The sequence below is a fragment of the Streptomyces sp. NPDC093984 genome (genome assembly GCF_044764595.1).
GTDB lineage: Bacteria > Actinomycetota > Actinomycetes > Streptomycetales > Streptomycetaceae > Streptomyces > Streptomyces cynarae.
The window spans coordinates 100,315-121,686 of record NZ_JBIWIM010000009.1; the positions used below are offsets into that span (position 1 = coordinate 100,315).

General features: G+C 71.2%; 17 protein-coding genes. 9 read left to right on the forward strand and 8 right to left on the reverse strand.

The genetic code is table 11. The annotated features are described in order from the left end of the window. Positions 1 to 74 precede the first annotated feature (74 nt). The gene (locus ACIRC0_RS28585) at positions 75 to 773 is read right to left on the reverse strand and encodes an HAD family hydrolase (protein ID WP_403621354.1); all 699 of its coding nucleotides are present in this window, start codon (positions 771 to 773) and stop codon (positions 75 to 77) included. 381 nt (positions 774 to 1,154) lie between these two features. After that, positions 1,155 to 4,679: a methionine synthase gene (gene metH, locus ACIRC0_RS28590; RefSeq protein ID WP_403621357.1), complete on the reverse strand. Its 3,525-nt coding sequence runs from the start codon at positions 4,677 to 4,679 to the stop codon at positions 1,155 to 1,157. Between the two features lie 282 nt (positions 4,680 to 4,961). Between metH and ACIRC0_RS28595 the strand changes: the two genes are divergently transcribed. From ACIRC0_RS28595 to ACIRC0_RS28630, 8 genes are all read left to right on the forward strand, one after another. Beyond that, entirely contained in the window at positions 4,962 to 5,726 is a 765-nt protein-coding gene (locus tag ACIRC0_RS28595) for an IclR family transcriptional regulator (RefSeq protein WP_403621360.1), read from the forward strand. Positions 5,727 to 6,115: 389 nt separating this feature from the next. Next, a complete protein-coding gene (locus ACIRC0_RS28600) occupies positions 6,116 to 6,910 on the forward strand; it encodes an MIP/aquaporin family protein (RefSeq protein WP_403621363.1) in 795 nt (264 codons plus the stop codon). Positions 6,911 to 6,997: 87 nt separating this feature from the next. Continuing rightward, positions 6,998 to 8,536 (forward strand): glycerol kinase GlpK, encoded by a 1,539-nt coding sequence (gene glpK, locus ACIRC0_RS28605; RefSeq protein ID WP_403621366.1) that lies wholly within the window; start codon positions 6,998 to 7,000, stop codon positions 8,534 to 8,536. A gap of 6 nt (positions 8,537 to 8,542) precedes the next feature. Beyond that, positions 8,543 to 10,150, forward strand: a complete 1,608-nt coding sequence (locus ACIRC0_RS28610; RefSeq protein ID WP_403621368.1) for an FAD-dependent oxidoreductase — start codon at positions 8,543 to 8,545, stop codon at positions 10,148 to 10,150. 153 nt (positions 10,151 to 10,303) lie between these two features. Further along, a complete protein-coding gene (locus ACIRC0_RS28615) occupies positions 10,304 to 11,065 on the forward strand; it encodes a nucleoside phosphorylase (RefSeq protein WP_403621371.1) in 762 nt (253 codons plus the stop codon). Next, positions 11,062 to 12,363 (forward strand): amidohydrolase, encoded by a 1,302-nt coding sequence (locus tag ACIRC0_RS28620; protein WP_403621374.1) that lies wholly within the window; start codon positions 11,062 to 11,064, stop codon positions 12,361 to 12,363. The genes ACIRC0_RS28615 and ACIRC0_RS28620 overlap by 4 nt, the downstream gene beginning before the upstream one ends. A 156-nt stretch (positions 12,364 to 12,519) precedes the next feature. Further along, positions 12,520 to 13,191, forward strand: a complete 672-nt coding sequence (locus ACIRC0_RS28625) for a FadR/GntR family transcriptional regulator (RefSeq protein WP_403621377.1) — start codon at positions 12,520 to 12,522, stop codon at positions 13,189 to 13,191. 178 nt (positions 13,192 to 13,369) lie between these two features. Further along, entirely contained in the window at positions 13,370 to 14,344 is a 975-nt protein-coding gene (locus ACIRC0_RS28630; RefSeq protein ID WP_403621380.1) for a PAC2 family protein, read from the forward strand. A 77-nt stretch (positions 14,345 to 14,421) separates the two neighbouring features. Here ACIRC0_RS28630 and mshC read toward each other — a convergent pair whose 3' ends face one another. The 4 genes from mshC to ACIRC0_RS28650 all read right to left on the reverse strand — a co-directional run bounded on the left by mshC (position 14,422) and on the right by ACIRC0_RS28650 (position 18,104). Then, a complete protein-coding gene (gene mshC, locus ACIRC0_RS28635; protein WP_403621383.1) occupies positions 14,422 to 15,651 on the reverse strand; it encodes a cysteine--1-D-myo-inosityl 2-amino-2-deoxy-alpha-D-glucopyranoside ligase in 1,230 nt (409 codons plus the stop codon). 271 nt (positions 15,652 to 15,922) lie between these two features. Next, on the reverse strand, positions 15,923 to 16,741 hold the full coding sequence (locus tag ACIRC0_RS28640) for an SCO1664 family protein (RefSeq protein ID WP_403621386.1): 819 nt from the start codon (positions 16,739 to 16,741) through the stop codon (positions 15,923 to 15,925). Continuing rightward, positions 16,705 to 17,295, reverse strand: a complete 591-nt coding sequence (locus ACIRC0_RS28645) for a DUF3090 domain-containing protein (protein WP_388571003.1) — start codon at positions 17,293 to 17,295, stop codon at positions 16,705 to 16,707. Before ACIRC0_RS28645 ends, ACIRC0_RS28640 begins: the two co-directional genes overlap by 37 nt. Positions 17,296 to 17,417: 122 nt before the next feature. Continuing rightward, positions 17,418 to 18,104, reverse strand: a complete 687-nt coding sequence (locus tag ACIRC0_RS28650) for a histidine phosphatase family protein (protein WP_403621390.1) — start codon at positions 18,102 to 18,104, stop codon at positions 17,418 to 17,420. 71 nt (positions 18,105 to 18,175) lie between these two features. Here ACIRC0_RS28650 and corA point away from each other — a divergent pair, with 71 nt between their 5' ends. Then, complete coding sequence (gene corA, locus ACIRC0_RS28655; protein WP_403621393.1) at positions 18,176 to 19,183, forward strand: magnesium/cobalt transporter CorA; 1,008 nt, start codon at positions 18,176 to 18,178, stop codon at positions 19,181 to 19,183. On the opposite strand, the gene ACIRC0_RS28660 is transcribed toward corA, so the two are convergent. Both ACIRC0_RS28660 and ACIRC0_RS28665 read right to left on the reverse strand, forming a co-directional pair. Further along, the gene (locus ACIRC0_RS28660; RefSeq protein ID WP_403621396.1) at positions 19,161 to 19,946 is read right to left on the reverse strand and encodes a ferritin-like domain-containing protein; all 786 of its coding nucleotides are present in this window, start codon (positions 19,944 to 19,946) and stop codon (positions 19,161 to 19,163) included. The genes corA and ACIRC0_RS28660 overlap by 23 nt on opposite strands. 228 nt (positions 19,947 to 20,174) lie before the next feature. Beyond that, entirely contained in the window at positions 20,175 to 21,230 is a 1,056-nt protein-coding gene (locus ACIRC0_RS28665; RefSeq protein ID WP_403621399.1) for an LLM class F420-dependent oxidoreductase, read from the reverse strand. Positions 21,231 to 21,372 lie beyond the last annotated feature (142 nt).

Below are 21,372 nucleotides of genomic sequence, written 5' to 3' on the forward strand. Positions count from 1 at the left end.
ATTCGGCTGGACAGCCGGAAGTATTCCGTCCATTCGCTCTGCACGCTGAGTGAAGGATCAACGCATGTGCGTCATCAAACGTGCGTCACCAAACGCTGCAGAAATGGCAGGTCGACCTCTTCGAGCGAGGTGACGACGGTGCGGCGGGCGGCCGGTTCGATGGGGGCGATCGACGGCACGGCCACCACGCGGCAGCCCGCGGCCTCGGCGGCCGCCACCCCGGTCAGCGTGTCCTCGATGACCGCGCACCGCGTGGGGTCGGCGCCGAGGCCGGCGGCGGCCCGCAGATACGGGTCGGGGAACGGCTTGGTGCGCTCGACCTCGTCGCCGGCGACGGTCAGGGCGAAGTACTGCGGGCCGACGGAGGCCAGGATTCGGTCGATGATGCGCCGGTGGGAGGCGGAGACCAGGGCGGTGGGGATGTCGTGCGCCGCGAGTTCGGCCAGCAGTCGTGCGGCGCCCGGCATCAGGGGCAGTCTGCGGTCGATACGGTCCTCGAACCCGTCGTTGAGCAGGACGGTGAGTTCGTCGAGGGTGATGTCCGCGCCGGTGGCCTCGATCAGGAATCCCGCGCTGCGCGTCATGGGACCGCCGACCACGACATGGCGCCAGGAATCGTCGAGCGTGTGGCCGAGGCCGGCGAAGACCTCGACTTCGACGTCCCACCAGAATCCCTCGGTGTCCACGAGCGTGCCGTCCATGTCGAGGAGCACGGCCTGCAGGGCGGAGCCTTCGGCCGTACGGGTTCCGAGTGCGGGAACCGTGGTGGTCATCCGGCATACCTCCTTCAAGGGACGACCAGGCCGGTTCCCAGGAAGGGAACCGGCCTGCGGTGGATCGACCAGTGTACGACGCGCGTGGGAAAAGTGCCTCTCGGTGCGGATGGCGCCGCGCCGTGCGGGCGTAGGAGCACCCGCGAAGGCCGCCGGGCGGCACCCACCCGGCCACCAGGACACCCGGGGCGTTCGGCAGCGAGGGAAGACGCTCCGACGGGGCTCGCCGGGGCACACCCGGACGGCACCGAAGACGCGCCTGTGGCGGCTTGCGGAGCGCACCCCGCCCGCGCCACGTGACGCGCCCCCGGGCTTACGGGGGCACGCCCCGCCCGCGCCGGAAGACGCGCCCCGGAGGCCGCCGGGGCCCTCGGACGGACGCTACCGGGCGTTGAAGTACTTGGCCTCCGGGTGGTGGATCACGATCGCGTCCGTGGACTGCTCCGGGTGCAGCTGGAACTCCTCGGAGAGGTGGACGCCGATCCGCTCCGGCTCCAGGAGCTGGGCGATCTTCGCGCGGTCCTCCAGGTCGGGGCAGGCGCCGTAGCCGAGGGAGAAGCGGGCGCCGCGGTACTTCAGGGCGAACATGTCTTCCATGTCGGCGGGGTCCTCGCCCGCGAAGCCCAGCTCGGCGCGCACGCGCGCGTGCCAGTACTCGGCGAGCGCCTCCGCCAACTGCACGGACAGGCCGTGCAGTTCGAGGTAGTCGCGGTAGGAGTTCGACTCGAACAGCCGCGCGGTCTCCTCGCCGATCCTCGAGCCGACCGTGACGACCTGGAAGCCGACGACGTCCCTCTCCCCCGACTCCTCCGGACGGAAGAAGTCGGCCAGGCACAGCCGGCGGCCGCGGCGCTGGCGCGGGAAGGTGAACCGGGTGCGCTCGTTGCCCTCCTCGTCCAGGATGATCAGGTCGTCGTCCTTGGACACGCAGGGGAAGTAGCCGTAGACGACGGCCGCTTCGAGGAGGTTCTCGGTCTGCAGCCGGTCCAGCAGGCCGCGCAGCCGGGGTCGGCCCTCGGTCTCCACCAGCTCCTCGTAGGTCGGCCCCTCGCCGGTGCGGGCCTGCTTCAGGCCCCACTGGCCCTTGAACAGCGCGCCCTCGTCCAGCCAGGAGGCGTACTCCTTGAGCGGGATGCCCTTGACGATGCGGGTGCCCCAGAACGGCGGGGTGGGCACGGGGTTGTCGGTGGCGACGTCGGAGCGGACGTGCCCTTCCTCGGGCCGCTCCTCGATCTCCACGGTGGCCGCGCGCACCCGCCGCTGCCGCAGCTCCGGCAGCTTCGCCCCGGGCACGCCCCGCTTGACCCCGATCAGGGCGTCCATCAGGCGCAGGCCCTCGAACGCGTCGCGGGCGTAGCGGACCTCGCCCTCGTACAGCTCGTGCAGGTCCTGCTCGACGTAGGCCCGGGTGAGCGCGGCGCCGCCGAGGATGACGGGGTAGGTGGCGGCCAGACCGCGCTGGTTGAGCTCCTCCAGGTTCTCCTTCATGATCACCGTGGACTTGACCAGGAGCCCGGACATGCCGATGACGTCGGCCTTGTGCTCCTCGGCGGCCTCCAGGATCGCGGAGACGGGCTGCTTGATGCCGAGGTTGACGACGTTGTAGCCGTTGTTGGACAGGATGATGTCCACGAGGTTCTTGCCGATGTCGTGCACGTCGCCGCGCACGGTGGCGAGCACGATGGTGCCCTTGCCGGCCTCGTCGGTCTTCTCCATGTGCGGCTCGAGGTAGGCGACCGCGGACTTCATCACCTCGGCGGACTGCAGTACGAACGGCAGCTGCATCTGGCCGGAGCCGAACAGCTCGCCGACGACCTTCATGCCGTCCAGGAGGGTCTCGTTGACGATGGCGAGGGCGGGGCGCTCCTGAAGGGCCTCGTCGAGGTCGGCTTCCAGGCCGTTGCGCTCGCCGTCGATGATCCGCCGCTTCAAGCGCTCCTCGAGCGGCAGCGCGGCCAGTTCCTCGGCCTTGCCCGCCTTCAGGGACTTGGCCGTGGCGCCCTCGAACAGCGCCATCAGCTTCTGCAGCGGGTCGTAGCCCTCGCCGCGGCGGTCGTGGATCAGGTCCAGGGCCGTCCGCACCTCTTCCTCGCTGAACCGGGCGATCGGCAGGATCTTCGAGGCGTGCACGATCGCCGAGTCCAGTCCGGCCTTGACGCACTCGTCGAGGAAGACGGAGTTGAGCAGGATACGGGCGGCCGGGTTGAGGCCGAAGGAGATGTTCGACAGGCCCAGCGTGGTCTGCACCTGGGGGTGGCGCCTCTTCAGCTCGCGGATGGCCTCGATGGTGGCGAGCCCGTCCTTGCGGGACTCCTCCTGGCCGGTGCAGATGGTGAACGTCAGGCAGTCGATGAGGATGTCCTCCTCACGGATGCCCCAGTTCCCCGTCAGGTCGGCGATCAGCCGCTCGGCGATCTCCACCTTCTTCTCGGCGGTGCGGGCCTGGCCCTCCTCGTCGATGGTCAGCGCGATCAGCGCCGCCCCGTGCTCCCTGGCGAGCCGGGTGACCTTCACGAAACGGGACTCGGGGCCGTCGCCGTCCTCGTAGTTCACCGAGTTGATGACCGCACGGCCGCCGAGCTTCTCCAACCCGGCCCGCAGGACGTCGACTTCGGTGGAGTCCAGGACGATCGGCAGCGTGGAGGCGGTGGCGAAGCGGCCGGCCAGCTCCTCCATGTCGGCCACTCCGTCGCGGCCCACGTAGTCGACGCACAGGTCGAGCATGTGGGCGCCCTCACGGATTTGCTCCCGGGCCATCTCCACACAGTCGTCCCAGCGGCCCTCCAGCATGGCTTCCCGGAACTTCTTCGACCCGTTGGCGTTCGTGCGCTCGCCGATCGCCAGGTAGGAGGTGTCCTGGCGGAACGGCACCGACTGGTACAGCGATGCCGCACCGGGCTCGGGCTGCGGGTGCCGCTCGGGCGGGGTGAGGTCACGGACCCGCTCGACGACCTGGCGCAGGTGCTCCGGCGTCGTACCGCAGCAGCCGCCGACCAGGGACAGGCCGTACTCGGTGACGAACGTCTCCTGGGCGTCGGCCAGCTGGGGGGCGGTCAGCGGGTAGTGCGCGCCGTCCTTGGTCAGCTCGGGCAGGCCGGCGTTCGGCATGCACGACAGCGGGATACGGGAGTGGCGGGCGAGGTAGCGCAGGTGCTCGCTCATCTCGGCCGGGCCGGTGGCGCAGTTCAGGCCGATCATGTCGATGCCGAGCGGCTCCAGCGCGGTCAGTGCGGCGCCGATCTCCGAGCCGAGCAGCATGGTGCCGGTCGTCTCGACGGTGACCGACACGATCAGCGGGACGTCGTACCCGGCCGTCTCCATCGCACGGCGGGCGGCGATGACGGAGGCCTTGGTCTGCAGCAGGTCCTGGGTGGTCTCCACCAGCAGGGCGTCGGCGCCGCCGGCGAGCAGGCCCTCGGCGTTGCGCTGGTAGGCGTCGCGGATGCCGGTGAAGGTGGTGTGGCCGAGGGTGGGCAGCTTGGTGCCGGGGCCGATGGAGCCCAGCACCCAGCGCTGGCGCCCGTCGCGGGCGGTGAACTCGTCGGCCGTCTCGCGGGCGATGCGGGCGCCGGCCTCGGACAGTTCGGCGACCCGCTCGGCGATGTCGTACTCGCCGAGAGCGGTGAGGTTGGCGCCGAAGGTGTTGGTCTCGACGCAGTCGACGCCCGCGTCGAAGTAGGCGGCGTGCACCGTGCGGACGATGTCCGGGCGGGTGACGTTGAGGATCTCGTTGCAGCCCTCCAGGCCCTGGAAGTCCTCCAGCGTCGGGTCCTGGGCCTGGAGCATCGTGCCCATGGCGCCGTCGGCCACCACGACGCGGGTGGCCAGGGCTTCCCGGAGGGCCTGGGTTCGGGTCCGGCTGTCGGTGGAGGCGGACGAAAGGGACGGGTTCGGCAACGAGGCCATGGAAGATGCTCCCTGGAGTGCGACGGCTGTCGGCTTTGCGTCTCCCCTGGACCTTCCCACGGAAGACGCACGCGGCCAGGGTAGCCCGGAGCACGCCGTACGGTCAGGGGCGTCCACGGGGCGGGACGGGCGGGGCCCCGCATGACCCCTGCGGGGATTTCCGCCGAACGGATGGCGGCCACCCATTAGCGGGAGGTCGGCAACGACCGGTAGTGTTCGGCATTGCCGAACGGCGTGTACGAACTCAGCCGACGGTCGAAGTGGACGGAGGGCAGGACGGCGATGGCACGGAACATCCAGTCGCTCGAACGGGCGGCCGCGATGCTGCGGCTGCTCGCGGGCGGCGAGCGACGGCTCGGCCTGTCGGACATCGCCTCGTCGCTGGGCCTCGCCAAGGGCACGGCCCACGGCATACTCCGCACACTCCAGCAGGAGGGGTTCGTCGAGCAGGACGGAGCCTCCGGCCGCTACCAGCTCGGGGCGGAGCTGCTGCGCCTGGGGACCACCTACCTGGACGTGCACGAGCTGCGGGCGCGCGCCCTGGTGTGGACGGACGACCTGGCCCGCTCCAGCGGAGAGAGCGTCTACCTCGGGGTACTGCACCAACAGGGCGTCCTGATCGTGCACCACGTGTTCCGGCCCGACGACAGCCGGCAGGTCCTGGAGATCGGGGCCATGCAGCCGCTGCACTCCACGGCCCTGGGCAAGGTGCTGTCGGCGTACGACCCGGTCGCGCACAGCGAGGCGCTGGAGGCCGACCGCAAGGCGTTCACCGACCGGACCGTGTGCGACCCGGACGACTTCGAGCACGTTCTCGACCTCACCCGGGCGCGCGGGTACGCGGCCGACGTGGAGGAGACGTGGATGGGGGTGGCCTCGGTCGCCGCCCCCATCCACGACCGGCGGCGGATGCCGGTGGGCGCCGTGGGCATCACCGGCGCCGTGGAACGCGTGTGCCGGGACGGGGAACTGCGCCCGGAGCTGATCGCGGCGGTGCGTGACTGCGCCCGCGCGGTGTCACGGGACCTGGGCGCCGGTCGGTTCTGAGCCTCGCGGCCACCGCGGGTCCCGCCCTTCCCGTAGCCCCGCACTCCCCGAAGCCGGTACGGCATTGCCGTACCGGGCCCTCGGCCTGCCCGCGTCCGGGTGCGGCCACCACGCAACGTGCCTGTTCGCGCGCGATGCGCAGGCATCGAAAAGGTCGTGGGCACATGTCGATCAGTAACGATCCCGCTTCGTGCAACAGGACTCTTGACGACCCTGCGAACAGGAAGCAAGACTCCCGTCCATCGGTCGGCATTGTCGAACACCTAACGGCAATAGGCGCTAGAGTGTGACAACGCCAAGGGCCGGCATCGCTCTCACCCCCGAGGGCGCGGACCACCGGAGGGACCCGGGGTTCGCCTTCCCCTGGACGAAGGACAAAGGAGTCGCGGGTGTCCAGCTCCGACATCTTCATCGGCGAGACCATCGGTACCGCCATACTCATCCTGCTCGGCGGCGGCGTGTGCGCCGCCGTGACGCTGAAGGCCTCCAAGGCCCGTAACGCCGGTTGGCTCGCCATCACGTTCGGGTGGGGTTTCGCCGTTCTGACGGCGGTCTACACCTCCGCACCGCTCTCCGGTGCCCACCTGAACCCGGCCGTGACCCTCGCACTCGCCATCAAGACCGGCGACTGGAGCAATCTCCCGGTCTACTGGGCAGGACAGCTGCTCGGTGCGATGATCGGTGCGACGCTGGTGTGGGTCGCCTACGCAGGCCAGTTCCAGGCCCACCTCACCGACAAGGAGATCGTGGGCGGGCCGGGCGCGCAGGCCACCACCGCCAAGGCGGTCGAGGCTCAGGAAAAGGGCGCCGGCCCCGTGCTCGGCATCTTCTCCACCGGCCCGGAGATCCGGAACACGGTGCAGAACCTCGCCACGGAGATCATCGGCACTATCGTGCTGGTGCTCGCGGTCCTCACGCAGGGCCTCAACGACAAGGGCAACGGTCTGGGCACCCTGGGCGCCCTGATCACCTCGCTGGTCGTGGTCTCGATCGGCCTCTCCCTGGGCGGACCGACGGGCTACGCGATCAACCCGGCCCGTGACCTCGGTCCGCGTATCGTGCACGCCCTCCTCCCCCTGCCCAACAAGGGCGGCTCCGACTGGGGCTACGCCTGGATCCCGGTCGTCGGCCCGCTGGTCGGCGCGGCGATCGCCGCAGGCATCTACAACGTCGCTTTTGCTTGAGATCGAGTGAGCTGTAGAAGGCTCCGCCACATCAGCACCGCGCCGTAAAGACAGCCCCTTTTAACCATGGAACTCCAGGAGCACACCGTGACCGACGCACACACCGCCGGCCCCTTCATCGCCGCCATCGACCAGGGCACGACCTCTTCGCGCTGCATCATCTTCGACCGGGACGGCCGGATCGTCTCCGTCGACCAGAAGGAGCACGAGCAGATCTTCCCGAAGCCGGGCTGGGTGGAGCACAACGCCACCGAGATCTGGACCAACGTCCAGGACGTCGTGGCCGGAGCCGTCGAGAAGGCCGGCATCACCAGAGACGACATCAAGGCCATCGGCATCACCAACCAGCGCGAGACGACCGTGCTGTGGGACAAGAACACCGGTGAGCCCGTACACAACGCCATCGTCTGGCAGGACACCCGCACCGACGCCCTGTGCAAGGAGCTCGGCCGCAACGTCGGCCAGGACCGCTTCCGCCGCGAGACGGGCCTCCCGCTGGCCTCGTACTTCGCGGGTCCCAAGGCGCGCTGGCTGCTCGACAACGTCGAGGGCCTGCGCGAGCGCGCCGAGGCGGGCGACATCCTCTTCGGCACCATGGACACTTGGGTCATCTGGAACCTGACCGGCGGTGTCGACGGGGGCCACCACGTCACCGACGTGACCAACGCCTCCCGCACCCTGCTGATGAACCTGCACACGATGCAGTGGGACGAGAAGATCGCCGAGTCCATCGGCGTCCCGCTCGCGATGCTGCCCGAGATCCGGTCCTCCGCCGAGGTCTACGGCGAGATCACAGGCGGCCGCCTCGGCGAGCTGCTCGGCGGCATCCCGGTCGCCTCCGCGCTCGGCGACCAGCAGGCGGCCCTGTTCGGCCAGACCTGCTTCTCGGAGGGCGAGACCAAGTCCACCTACGGCACCGGCACCTTCATGGTGATGAACACCGGTGACAAGATCATCAACTCCTACTCGGGCCTGCTGACCACGGTCGGCTACCAGATCGGCGACAACAAGCCGGTCTACGCCCTGGAGGGCTCGATCGCCGTCACCGGCTCCCTGGTGCAGTGGATGCGGGACCAGATGGGCCTGATCAAGACCGCCGCCGAGATCGAGACCCTCGCTCTCTCGGTCGAGGACAACGGCGGCGCCTACTTCGTGCCGGCCTTCTCCGGTCTGTTCGCCCCGTACTGGCGCTCCGACGCCCGCGGTGTGATCGCCGGTCTGACCAGGTACGTCACCAAGGCGCACCTCGCGCGCGCCGTCCTGGAGGCCACCGCCTGGCAGACGCGGGAGATCGCCGACGCCATGACCAAGGACTCGGGTGTCGAGCTGGCGACCCTCAAGGTCGACGGCGGCATGACCTCCAACAACCTGCTGATGCAGACGCTCTCGGACGTCCTGGACGCGCCGGTGGTGCGCCCGATGGTCGCCGAGACCACCTGCCTCGGCGCCGCCTACGCCGCCGGCCTGGCCGTCGGCTTCTGGACCAGCACCGACGACCTGCGCGCCAACTGGCGGCGGGCCGCCGAGTGGACGCCCCACATGGACGCGGAGACCCGCGACCGTGAGTACAAGAACTGGCTCAAGGCCGTCGAGCGGACCATGGGCTGGATCGAACACGAGGAGTAATTCGCGATGACCACCCTGCAGAGTGTTCCGGCTCTGGGGACCCACCCGGCCTACGGCTCCAACCCGAGCCGTGCCGAGACCCAGGAGCAGTTGTCCAGGGCGACCTACGACCTCCTGGTGATCGGCGGCGGGATCCTGGGCATCTCCACGGCCTGGCATGCCGCGCAGTCGGGCCTCAGGGTGGCGCTGGTGGACGCCGGCGACTTCGCCGGCGCCACCTCCTCCGCCTCCTCCAAGCTGCTCCACGGCGGTCTGCGCTACCTGCAGACCGGTGCGGTGAAGCTGGTGGCGGAGAACCACTTCGAGCGCCGTGCGGTCTCCCGTCAGGTGGCCCCCCACCTGGCGAACCCGCTCACGTTCTACCTCCCCGTGTACAAGGGCGGGCCGCACGGCGCTGCGAAGCTCGGGGCGGGCGTCTTCGCCTACTCCGCGCTGTCGGCGTTCGGCGACGGCATAGGTCACCTGCTGTCGCCGGCCAAGGCGGCGCAGGACGTGCCGGAGCTGCGCACCGAGAACCTCAAGGCCGTCGCCGTCTACGGCGACGACCAGATGAACGACGCGCGCATGGCGTTGATGACGGTCCGTGCGGCCGTCGACGCGGGCGCCGTCGTCCTCAACCACGCCGAGGTCACCGGCCTCAGGTTCACCAAGGGCCGGGTCACCGGCGCCGAGCTGCGCGACCGCCTCTCGGGCGAGGAGTTCGGTGTGGACGCGCGGCTGGTGCTGAACGCGACCGGGCCGTGGGTCGACCACCTGCGCCGTATGGAGGACCCGAACGCGGCGCCGTCCATCCGGCTGTCCAAGGGCGTGCACCTGGTCCTCAAGCGCACCTCCCCCTGGAAGGCGGCGCTGGCGACCCCGATCGACAAGTACCGGATCACCTTCGCCCTCCCGTGGGAGGACATGCTGCTGCTCGGCACGACCGACGAGGAGTACGAGGGCGACCCGGCCGAGGTGGCGGTCAACGAGAAGGACATCGCCCAGATCCTGGACGAGGCCGCCTTCTCCGTCCGCGACCAGCAGCTGCGGCGGGAGCTGATCACCTACTCGTTCGCCGGTCTCAGGGTGCTGCCGGGCGGTCCCGGCGACACCGCCAAGGCCAAGCGGGAGACCGTGGTGACCGAGGGCAAGGGCGGCATGCTGTCCGTCGCGGGCGGCAAGTGGACGACCTTCCGGCACATCGGCCGTACGGTCATGCAGAAGCTGGAGTCGCTGCCGGGTCACCCGCTGGGCGACGACTTCGAGCCGATCTCCTCGCTGCCGAAGAAGCTGCCGCTGCCGGGCATCGCCAACCCGCGCGCGGTCGCCCACCGGCTCGTCGTGGACGGCCCGGCGCCCGGCCCGCGCATGGCGCCCGACACGGCCAAGCACCTGGCGACCCACTACGGTTCGCTGGCCTTCGACATCGCGCGGCTGGCCAACGACGATCCGGAGCTGGGCGAGCGCGTCCACCCGGACGCCCCGGAGATCTGGGCGCAGGTCGTCTACGCCCGGGACCACGAGTGGGCCGAGACGGTGGACGACGTGCTGCGCCGCCGCACCACCCTGACGATCCGCGGCCTGGCCACGGACGAGGTGCGCGGCAAGGTGCAGGACCTGCTCGACAAGAAGTAGGTCGAGGCGCAGATCCCACCGGGTCCCACACAGCGAGGGGCGGCTTCCCGCACGGAGCCGCCCCTTTCGTGTGCGCGTTTCCCGTACGCGACTCCTGTGCGCGACTCCGGGCTGCGTACGGTGTTCGTACATCCGTCCCACTGGAGTCGCCGCATGTCGCAGGAGCTGTCCCCCATCGCCCGCATCCGACGCACCGGGCTGCCGCCGTACGCCGTGGTCGTGGGCGACCCGGCGCGTGTCGCGACCGTCGCCGCGCTGCTGGAGGGGGCCGAGGAGGTCTCGTACCACCGCGAGTACCGGGTGTTCACCGGGAGTTGGAAGGGGCTGCCGGTGACGGTGGCCTCGCACGGGGTGGGTGCGCCCGGCGCGATCCTGCTGTTCCAGGAGCTGGCGGACGCGGGGATCCACACCGTCCTGCGGTTCGGCACGGCGGGAGCGATGAGGCCGGGGATCGGCGACGGCGACCTGGTGATCGCGGAGGCGGCCGTGCGCGACGACGGGGTCACCCGGCAGTTGCTGCCGCCGGAGTACCCGGCGGTGGCCGCGCCCGAGGCGGTCTTCGCCCTCCAGCGCGCGGCGCGCGAGGCGGGGGTGCCGCATCACCGGGGGATCGTCTGGACGCGGGCGGCGTTCCAGCCGGGGCTGATCCCGCTCGACGTCTATGACAGGGCGGGTCTGGTGGCGATCGAGATGGAGCTGTCCGCGCTGCTGGTGACCGCCTCGCTGCGCGGGCTGGTCGCGGGCGGGGTGCTCGTGGTGGACGGCGTCAACGCCGACGAACTCGTCGACGAGGCGTCCCCCTTCTCGGCGGGCGCCTACGACCCGCACCGCCAGGTCGTCGCGCGGGGCGTGGAGCGCGGCGCGGTGGTCTCGCTGGAGGCACTGCGGCTGCTGGCGGAGGGGGAGGCGGGATGAGCGAGCCCGTCGACCTGCTGGTGCACGGCGGTGACGTCCTGACGGTCGACGACGCCGGAACCGTGGTTCGGGAGGGCGCCGTCGCCGTCCGGGACGGGGTGATCGTCGCGGTCGGGCCGGCCGGGGAGCTGCGGGCCCGGTACGCGGCTCGGGAGGAGATCGACGCCGGGGGCTGTCTGGTCCTTCCGGGCCTGGTCAACGCCCATACGCACCTGGCGATGACGCTGCTGCGCGGCTGCGCCGACGACGTCACCCTGCAGGGCTTCCTGGAGCGAGTGCTGCGCCGGGAGGCCGAGCTGCTGTCGCCGGAGCACGTGGCGGCGGGCGTGCGGGCGGCCGTCGCCGAGAGCGTACGGGCCGGGGTGACCTCGGCGCTGGACATGTACTGGTTCCACGAGGCGGCCGAGCGAGTGGCGCTGGAGGCGGGCTGGCGGCTGCTGGCCGGGCCCACCTTCATGGACGTCCCGGACTCCCCCGACGGCAGGGCGTACGGGGAGCGCATGGAGTGGGCGCGCCGGGACCTGGCGGCGCGGACCGGGGAGCGGCCGGGGTTCCGGCCGGTCGTGTTCGCGCACTCCGCCTACACCCTGAGCCCGGATCAGCTGACCGGGGTCGCCGCGCTGGCGCGGGAGTTCGGGGCGCTGCTGCACCTGCACGCCGCGGAGAACGCGACGGAGGTCGCCACCGTCGAGGCGCGGTACGGCAGGCGGCCGGTGGAGCTGCTGGACTCGCTCGGTGTGCTCGGCCCCGATGTGCTGCTCGCGCACGCCGTCGATCTGACCGGCCCGGAGATCGCCGCGCTGGCCCGTACCGGGACGGCGGTCGCGCACTGCCCGGTGTCCAACCTCAAGCTGGGCTGCGGGATCGCGCCGGTGCCGCGGCTGCTGGACGCGGGTGTGACCGTCGGGCTCGGCACGGACGGGGCGGTCAGCTCCAACACGCTGGACGTGTTCGACGCGATGCGACAGGCGGCGCTGGTGCACAAGGCGTCCGGTGACCCCACCGCGGTGGGTGCCGAACAGGCGGTGCGCATGGCGACGATCGAGGGCGCCCGCGCGCTGGGGCTCGGGGATCGGCTGGGCTCGCTGGAGGCGGGCAAGCGGGCCGATGTGATCGTGGTCGACGTCGGCCGGCCGCATCTGCGGCCCCGGCACGACCTGTGGTCGACGCTCGCGTACGCGGCGCACTCCGCGGACGTGCGGGACACGGTCGTCGACGGGCGGATCCTTATGCGGGACCGGGCTCTGACGACGCTCGACGAGGCGGCGGCGCTGGCGGAGCTGGAGGCGGTGGGCTGAGCGGCCCACGGCGAGCGGCCACGGCGAGCCCACGGCGGCCCCCGGCGACGGCCCCCGTGTTTCGCGAGGTGACATGGGAAATCCTGGTTCCGTTCAGCCCGCTGACCCGCATAATGACGCCGAGACATCGGATGTCTGAGCACCTGGAGGCACGCCATGGCAGTCACCGACGAGGCGATCGAGAAGATCAAGGAAATGATCGTCTCCGGTGCGCTGCGCCCGGGCGACCGCCTGCCCAAGGAGAGCGAGCTGGCCGCGGAGCTGGGGCTGTCCCGCAACTCCCTGCGCGAGGCCGTGCGCGCCCTGTCGCTGATCCGCATCCTGGACGTGCGGCAGGGCGACGGCACCTACGTCACGAGCCTCGACCCCCAGCTGCTGCTCGAGGCGATGAGCTTCGTCGTGGACTTCCACCGGGACGACACCGTGCTGGAGTTCCTCGCGGTGCGCCGGATCCTGGAGCCGGCCGCGACGGCCATGGCGGCCTCCCGCATCAGCGAGCAGCAGTTGGACGCGCTGACCGCCCAGTTGGACAAGCTGGGCCCCGAACCCTCGGTGGAGGAGCTGGTCGCCTCCGATCTGGAGTTCCACCGGGGGATCGTGCAGAGCTCCGGCAACTCGGTGCTGTGCTCCCTGCTTGACGGCCTGTCCGGGCCCACCACCCGGGCCCGTATCTGGCGCGGCCTCACCCAGGAGGACGCGGTCGGCCGCACCCTGCGCGAGCACCGCGCGATCCTCGGCGCCCTGCGCGACCGCGACGCCGAGGCGGCCCGCTCCTGGGCGACCGTGCACATCGCGTCCGTCGAGCAGTGGCTGCGCTCGACCCTGTGAGGCCCCACGGTGCGGGCCGCCCGTGCGGCGTGCCGCACCGGTAGGCGATCATGGGTGTTCGACGGCCCCGGACGGGGCAGTCATCCGTTCACTCCCCCGTGGCAGGGGACTGCGGGCGCCCCCGCCGCACGCCGTAAGGTTGGGGCGTACGTGAGGGCACGTCGGAAGGAGGCGCTGGGTGATCGAGCTCGAGGGGGTTCCCGAGCTGATCGACCCGGTCATGGTGGCCGCGTTCGAGGGCTGGAACGATGCCGGCGACGCCGCCTCCACCGCGGTCGCGCATCTGGACAGGGAATGGAAGGGCGAGGTCTTCGCAGCGCTGGACGCCGAGGACTACTACGACTTCCAGGTGAACCGCCCCACAGTGTTCATGGAGGCCGGGGTCCGCAAGATCACCTGGCCCACGACCCGGCTCTCGGTGGTCCGCGTCGGCGGTGAGAAGCCCCGCGACCTGGTGCTGGTGCGCGGCATCGAACCGTCGATGCGCTGGCGCTCGTTCTGCAACGAGCTGCTGGGCTTCGCCCATGAGCTGGGCGTGGAGCTGGTGGTGATCCTCGGCGCCCTGCTCGGAGACACCCCGCACACGCGTCCGGTCCCGATCAGCGGGACCACGTCCGACCCGGACCTGGCCCGCCGCATGGACCTGGAGGAGACCAAGTACGAGGGCCCCACGGGCATCGTGGGCGTCCTGCAGGAGGCGTGTACGCACGCGGGTGTGCCGGCCGTGTCGCTGTGGGCGGCGGTCCCCCACTACGTGTCGCAGCCGCCGAACCCCAAGGCCACATTGGCCCTCCTCAACCGTCTGGAGGACCTCCTCGACCTGCGCATCCCGCTCGGCGAACTACCGGAGGACGCGCGCGCCTGGCAGGTGGGCGTGGACCAGCTGGCCGCCGAGGACAGCGAGGTCGCCGAGTACGTGCAGACGCTGGAGGAGGCCCGGGACACCGCCGAGCTGCCGGAGGCGTCGGGTGAGGCGATCGCCCGCGAGTTCGAGCGGTATCTGCGGCGACGGGACGTCAGTCCGCCCGGCGGGCACGCCACGGCGGACGGCGGCGAGGGCGGCCCGTTCCTGCGGGACAACCCCGGCGGTCGTCCGCGTCCGCCGAAGCCGCCGCGGCCGGGCGGCGAGGACGAGGACTCGCCGGAGGAGTGAGCGGCGAGGACTCGCCGGAGGACCGAACGGGGCGGTGCGCAGTTGCGCACCGCCCCGCTCCATGCCGGCGCAAGGGCTCAGAGAGCCACGCCGAGCAGCGCGTCCACGGCCCGCGACACGACACCGGGCGCCCCGGTGTCCGTGCCGCCGCTCTCCTGCTGGAGCGTGACCCAGCGGTCGACCGCGGCGAGCGCGGAGGGTGCGTCCAGGTCGTTCGCGAGGGCGTCGCGGATCTCCTCGACCAGCGCGTCGGCGGACGGGCCGTCGGGCCGGGAGACGGCGGCACGCCAGCGGCCGAGCCGTGCCACGGCGTCCTGGAGGACCTGGTCGGTCCACTCCCAGTCGGACCGGTAGTGGTGGGCGTGCAGGGCGAGCCGGATGGCGGCCGGGTCGACGCCGTCGCGGCGGAGCCGGGAGACGAAGACGAGGTTGCCCTTGGACTTGGACATCTTCTCGCCGTCCAGGGCGACCATGCCGGCGTGGACGTACGCCTTGGCCATGGGGAACTCGCCGGTCAGCACCTGGGCGTGCGAGGCGCCCATCTCGTGGTGCGGGAAGGCGAGGTCGGAGCCGCCGCCCTGGACGTCGAAGCCCATCCCCAGGTGGTCCAGGGCGATGGCCACGCACTCGATGTGCCAGCCGGGGCGGCCGCGGCCGAGCGAGCCGCCGTCCCAGCTGGGCTCGCCGTCGCGGGCGGCCATCCACAGCATCGGGTCGAGCGGGTTCTTCTTCCCGGGCCGGTCGGGGTCGCCGCCGCGCTCCGCGGAGAGCAGGCGCATGGCGGCGGCGTCCAGGCGGGAGACCTTGCCGAAGTTGGGATCGGACTCGACGGAGAAGTAGACGTCCCCTTCGAGTTCGTAGGCGGCTCCGAGGTCCCGGAGGCGCTCGACCAGCGGGACGATGCCGGGTATCGCCTCCACGGCGCCTATGTAGTGCCGCGGGGGCAGCATCCTCAGGGCGGTCATGTCCTCGCGGAACAGGGTGGTCTCCCGCTCGGCGAGAGCCACCCAGTCGACGTCGTCCCGCTGGGCGCGCTCGAGGAGGGGGTCGTCGACGTCGGTGACGTTCTGGACGTAGTGGACCTGGCGCTTGGTGTCGAGCCACACGCGCTGAACGAGGTCGAACGCGTTGTAGGTCGCCGCGTGACCCATGTGGGTCGCGTCGTACGGGGTGATCCCGCAGACGTAGATACGGGCGACGGGACCGGGGTCGAGGGTGACGAGGCCGCCGGTCGCGGTGTCGTGGATCCTCAGGTCGCGGCCCTGACCAGGCAGGGCGGGGACCTCGGAAGCGGGCCAGGCATGCATGTCATGAGCGTAACCGGCGGGAAGTTCTGTCCACGAACCGGATGGGGCGCAGGGGCGGCGAATGACCGGGAAGACGCTCTTGCGGGAGCCCTGGTCATGTGCATTCCGCCCGGCCGCGGCCGGGCGGGCGTGGGTTTCGCTCACCGGCGCCGGCAGGGTGCCTCGCCCAAGCTCTTCGGCCAGGGAGGCCCCCGCGCACACCGGTGCCGCGCCTGGTGGTAGGGCCGTCAAAGCACTGGGGGACGACTGCCCGCAGCGGTGCGCACGTACGTCACACCGGCGGCCAGGGAATCGCCGGCCACTCCCCGCTCGGCTCCGGGTGCCGGCCCGACTCCAGCAGCGCCTCCACCCGCGCCCGCGTCGCCCGGACCTCCGCGGGGGTGATCAGTGCGGCCAGGCGGGTGGCAAGGGCGCCCCCTTCGCAGAGCCCGTCCCTGAGTCCTTTCAGCACCTCCACCGCCTCCCCCGTCAACGGCTCCCCCGCCCAGCCCCACAGCAGCGTCCGCAGCTTGTTCTCGACGTTGAACGTGACCCCGTGGTCGATCCCGTACAGCCGCCCCCCGGCCGCCGGCAGCAGATGGCCCCCCTTGCGGTCCGCGTTGTTGATGACCGCGTCGAGGACGGCGAGCCGCCGCAGCCGCTCGTCGTCGGCGTGCACGAGCAGCGCCGTCTCGCCGTCGCCGACGTCGGCGAGACCGATCGCCTTCCAGCCCGGCTCGGGCTCCTCGCCCTCCACCAGGGCGAGGAGCTCACCGTCGGGCACGACCTCCACCCACAGCTGGCACATGCCCTCGCCGTAGGGGCCGTCGCGCAGCACGGTGGGCGGCACGAGCCCCCAGCCGGTCGCCTCCGACACCTCGTACGCGGCGACCTCGCGCTGGGCCAGCGTCCCGTCCGGGAAGTCCCACAGGGGCCGCTCCCCGGCGACGGGCTTGTAGACGCAGGTGGCTTCCCGGCCGTCGTGGGAGACCGTGCAGTACAGCGCCGCGTTGGACGCGTCGCGGATGCGGCCGCGCACGGTCAGCTCGCCCTCTGCGAGCAGTTCGGCCGTGGTCACGCTCCGCGGCGGTATCCGTTCTGGCGCGGACATACGTGTCCTTCCGGGTCGAGCGGGAGGCTGCACAGCGGGCACGGCGGCCGCCCGGCGTTGACGACGTCGAGTGCGCGCTTGGCGAAGGCTCTGGCCTGCGCGCCGGTGAGCCGGACCCGGAGCATCGGCGGACCGTTCTCCTCGTCCTGGAGCAGCCGCTCCTCGGCCTCGGCGAGGTCCTCCTCGGAGTCGGCGTCCAGCTCGACGAGGGCCTGGGCCTCGACGATCATGCGCTGTTCCTCGGCGTCCCAGGCGAGCGCCATGGTGCCGACGCGGAACTCCTCCTCGATGGGCGTCTCCAGGGGGGCCGTGTCGGTGATCTCCGCGGGGGCCACGGCGGGGACGGCGGCGCTGCCGCCGCTGCGGCGCACGACCTCGTCGAGCAGTTCGTCCATGCGCTCGGCGAGCGCCGCGACCTGGGTCTTCTCCAGGGCCACGCTGGTCACCCGGGGTCCGGCCGAGGCCTGCAGGAAGAAGGTACGGCGCCCGGGCAGCCCGACCGTACCGGCCACGAAGCGGTCCGGGGGGTCGTAGAGGAACACCTGACGGGACACGTCCTGTCTCCATTGGATCGGGGTCGGGACCGGCGGACCGCGCCGGTCCTGTGGGACTGCTGACAACTACGCTGAACAACCACTGCGCTCGTTCGACCGCTTCACCCTACTGCGCTCGACGATCACGGTGCGCCCGCACCGCCCCCGACCGTGGCGTCCGGATCCGAGGCTTCCGGACGCGGCACGAGGGAGGAGAAATCGCCGGTGTCGCCGAGACGAACGAGAAATGGCCTCAGCCGGGTGTAACGGATCGCGGTGATGGAACACGGTTCCACGGAGATCCGCTGGAAGAGGTCGAGATGAAGTCCGAGTGCGTCCGCGACGAGAGACTTGATGATGTCGCCGTGCGAGCACATGAGGTAGACGGCGTCGGCACCGTGGTCGCGCTCCACACGCGCGTTCCACTCCCGTACGGCCTCGGCGGCGCGGGTCGCCATCGCCCGCATCGACTCCCCGCCGGGGAACGCGGCCGCCGACGGGTGCGCCTGGACGACCTCCATCAGCGGCTCGTCCTTCAGCTCGGCGAGCTTGCGGCCGGACCAGTCGCCGTAGTGGCACTCGCCGATCCGGTCGTCGGTGTGGGCGCGCAGCTCGGGACGGGCGTCGAGGAGCGGCTGGACGGTCTCCTGGCAGCGCTGCAGGGGGCTGGTGACGACTTCGGCGATCGGCAGCTCGGCGAGCCGCCCGGGCAGGGCCGCGGCCTGCGCGGCGCCGCGTTCGTCGAGAGCGACGCCGGGCATCCAGCCGGCGAGGAGTCCCGCGGTGTTGGCGGTGGAACGTCCGTGCCGGACGAGGAGCAACGTGGGCATGACGACCAGCCTAGGTCTTGTCGTCAAACCCCCGCCGGTGCCCGGGTACGAGTGAGAGGAGAGTGCGCTCCGTGATCGTCGACTGCGCGGTCTACCGCGACGGGCGCCGCAACGAGGGGGACGAGGGGCCGGAGGACCTCTCCACCGCGCTGGAGCAGGCGCGCGCCTCGTCGGACACGTTCTTGTGGGTCGGCCTGCACGAGCCGACGGAGGACGAGTTCGAGCTGGTCACCAAGGAGTTCGGACTGCATCCGCTGGCCGTGGAGGACGCCCTGAAGGCGCACCAGCGGCCCAAGCTGGAGGTCTACGAGGACTCGCTGTTCATGGTGCTCAAGCCGGTGTCGTACGAGCCGGACAGCGACACCGTCTCCACCGGCGAGCTGATGGTGTTCCTCGGCGACTCGTTCGTGGTGACCGTGCGCCACGGCGTGGACATGCCGCTCGGGGACGTCCGCCGTCACCTGGAGCAGCAGCCCGAGATGCTGCGGCACGGACCCACCGGGGTGCTCTACTCGATCACGGACTCGATCGTCGACCACTACCTGGAGGTGGCGACCGAGCTGGGCACCGATCTGGAGGAGCTGGAGGCGGAGGTCTTCTCGCCGTCCGTCGGAGGCTCGAGGCACACGGCGTCCCGGATCTACGCCTTCAAGCGGCAGGTACTGGAGTTCCGGCGGGCGACGGTCCCGCTGGGGCCGCCGACGGCCCGGCTGGCGGGGCAGGGCGCGTACGGTACGGCGGTGCCGTTCGTGCAGGAGAGGTCGCGGCCCTTCTTCCGGGACGTCAACGACCATCTGACCCGGGTGAACGAGTCGGTGGAGGGCCTGGACCGGCTGGTGTCGGACATCCTGTCGGCGCATCTGGCGCAGACCAGCGTGCGGCAGAACGACGACATGCGGAAGATCTCGGCGTGGGCGGCGATGGCCGCCGTGCCGACGATGATCGCGGGGATCTACGGCATGAACTTCGACCACATGCCGGAGTTGCACTGGGTGTGGTCCTACCCTGCGGTGATCGTGGTCATGGCAGTGCTCGAGGTGCTGCTGTACCGGCTGTTCAAGCAGCGGGGCTGGTTGTAGCCGGACCGCCGAGCGCGTCGCGCCGCTCGGGCGTCCGCAGGGTCACCATGCGTCGGCGGCCGACGAGCCGCTCGTAGGCGTAGAGGAGGTGGATTCCGGTCGCGAGCAGCGCCGACCTCGCTCCGGACCAGCCGAGGATGCGTGCCATGTGGGCCATGACCGCGAGGCTGACGTCCCGGTGGACGCGGATCTCGGCCAGTGCGCACGCGCGCAGGGTGCGCCGGATGAACCGGCCGTGTCCGGCGGCGGTGAGGCGCAGCAGTTCCTCGTGGGTGTACGCGAGGTGGTCGTCCTCGTCGTCGGAGATCATCCGGACGGCCCGGCCGATGTCCGGGTGGTCCCCGAAGTGCTTGCGCAGCATCAGCATCTGCTCGGCGGCGCGCTGTTCGGTGACCCGGCTGTGCGCCAGGTACACGATGATGTCCCGCACGGTGAGCGGCTGGTCCGCCTTGAGCCTCGCGTGCGGAAGACCGATGCCCCGGCGCTCCAGGAGCATCGTGTAGTCGGTCTCCGGGGGCACCGGTACGGGTTGCAGGCCGCGCTTCTTGAGCAGGGCGTGGAAGATGCGCCCGTGCTTGTCCTCGTCCGCGCCGTGGCGGGAGATCTTGGGGGCGAGCGCGCGTTCGCTCTCCGGCACCAGTCGGGCGATGCGCCCGTTCTCCCAGCCGCCCTGCGCCTCCCCGCGGGCCGCGATGGAGCAGAACAGCCGGAACGACTCGTCGTGGTCGAGGATCTCCTGGAACAGGCTCTTGGCCGACAGCATGGGCGCACCTCTCTGCAGGACCCGCGACGATCGAGTCAAACCGAGTCAAATGGGGCCCTGGAGGTGCTGCAACAGCTGCGTGGGGGTTACTCGGCCGAAAGGAGGAGGGCGGGCTGGGTTCGGGCCGTAACCGCGCGGGTGGCGGAGCGTTGTTCTCGGTGACGGCCGTGGCGGGGAAGACCCCCGAGCCCCCACCACGGCCGCAGAGACCTCTTCGCCTGCTACCCGCTACGCGAGCCCGGCCCGCTCCAGGGCCTGCGTTCCGGCCCTGAGCCCCGCGATCCGCTCCTCGAGGGTGAAGCCCGCCGGTGCCAGGCTGAGCGTGGTGACGCCGGCCGCGGCGTAGGCCCTCATGCGGTCGGCGATCCGGTCGACGGAGCCGAGCAGGGTGGTCCGGTCGATCAGCTCGTGCGGGATCGCGGCCGCCGCGCCCTGCTTGTCGCCGGACAGGTACTTCTCCTGGACCTCGGCGGCGGCCTTCTCGTAGCCCATGCGCTGGGCGAGCTGGTTGTAGAAGTTCTGCTTGGCGCTGCCCATGCCGCCGACGTACAGGGCTGTGTAGGGACGGAAGGTGTCGGCGAGCGCGGCCACGTCCTTGTCGTCGCCGAGGGCGAGCGGGAGCGTGGGGCAGACGTCGAAGCCGTCGAGGGTCTTGCCGGCCTTCTCACGCCCGGCGCGCAGATACCGGATCGCCGTCTCCTCGAGGTGGTCGGCGGAGGGGAAGATCAGCAGCGCGCCGTCGGCGATCTCGCCGGTCTGCTCCAGGTTCTTCGGGCCGATGGCGGCGATGTAGAGCGGGATGTGCTCGCGCTGCGGGTGCACGGTCAGCTTGATCGGCTTGCCGGGGCCGCCGGGCAGCGGCAGCGTCCAGTGCTCGCCCTCGTACGTCAGCCGCTCACGGGTCATCGCCCTCCGTACGATCTCCACGTACTCGCGGGTGCGGGCGAGCGGCTTGTCGAACTTGACGCCGTACCAGCCCTCGGAGACCTGCGGACCCGACACGCCGAGGCCGAGACGGAAGCGGCCGCCGGACAGGGAGTCGAGGGTGGCGGCGGTCATCGCGGTCATCGCGGGCTGGCGCGCCGGGATCTGGAAGATGGCGGAGCCGACGTCGATGCGCTCGGTCTTGGCGGCGACCCAGGACAGCACGGTGGCCGCGTCGGAGCCGTACGCCTCGGCGGCCCAGCACACCGCGTATCCGAGCCGGTCGGCCTCCTGGGCCACGGCGAGGTTGTCCGCGTCCATTCCGGCGCCCCAGTAGCCGAGGTTGATCCCGAGCTGCATGGCCCATTCCCCTTACCGATCAGTAACGTCCCTTGGTGCCCGACCTTAGCGTGGGGGCGGGCCCCCCGGAAATCCCCTCACCGACGGGGGAAACGCGTTGTCCACAGGCCCCCCATGAGCCGAGTTCAGGCCGTAATCTCGG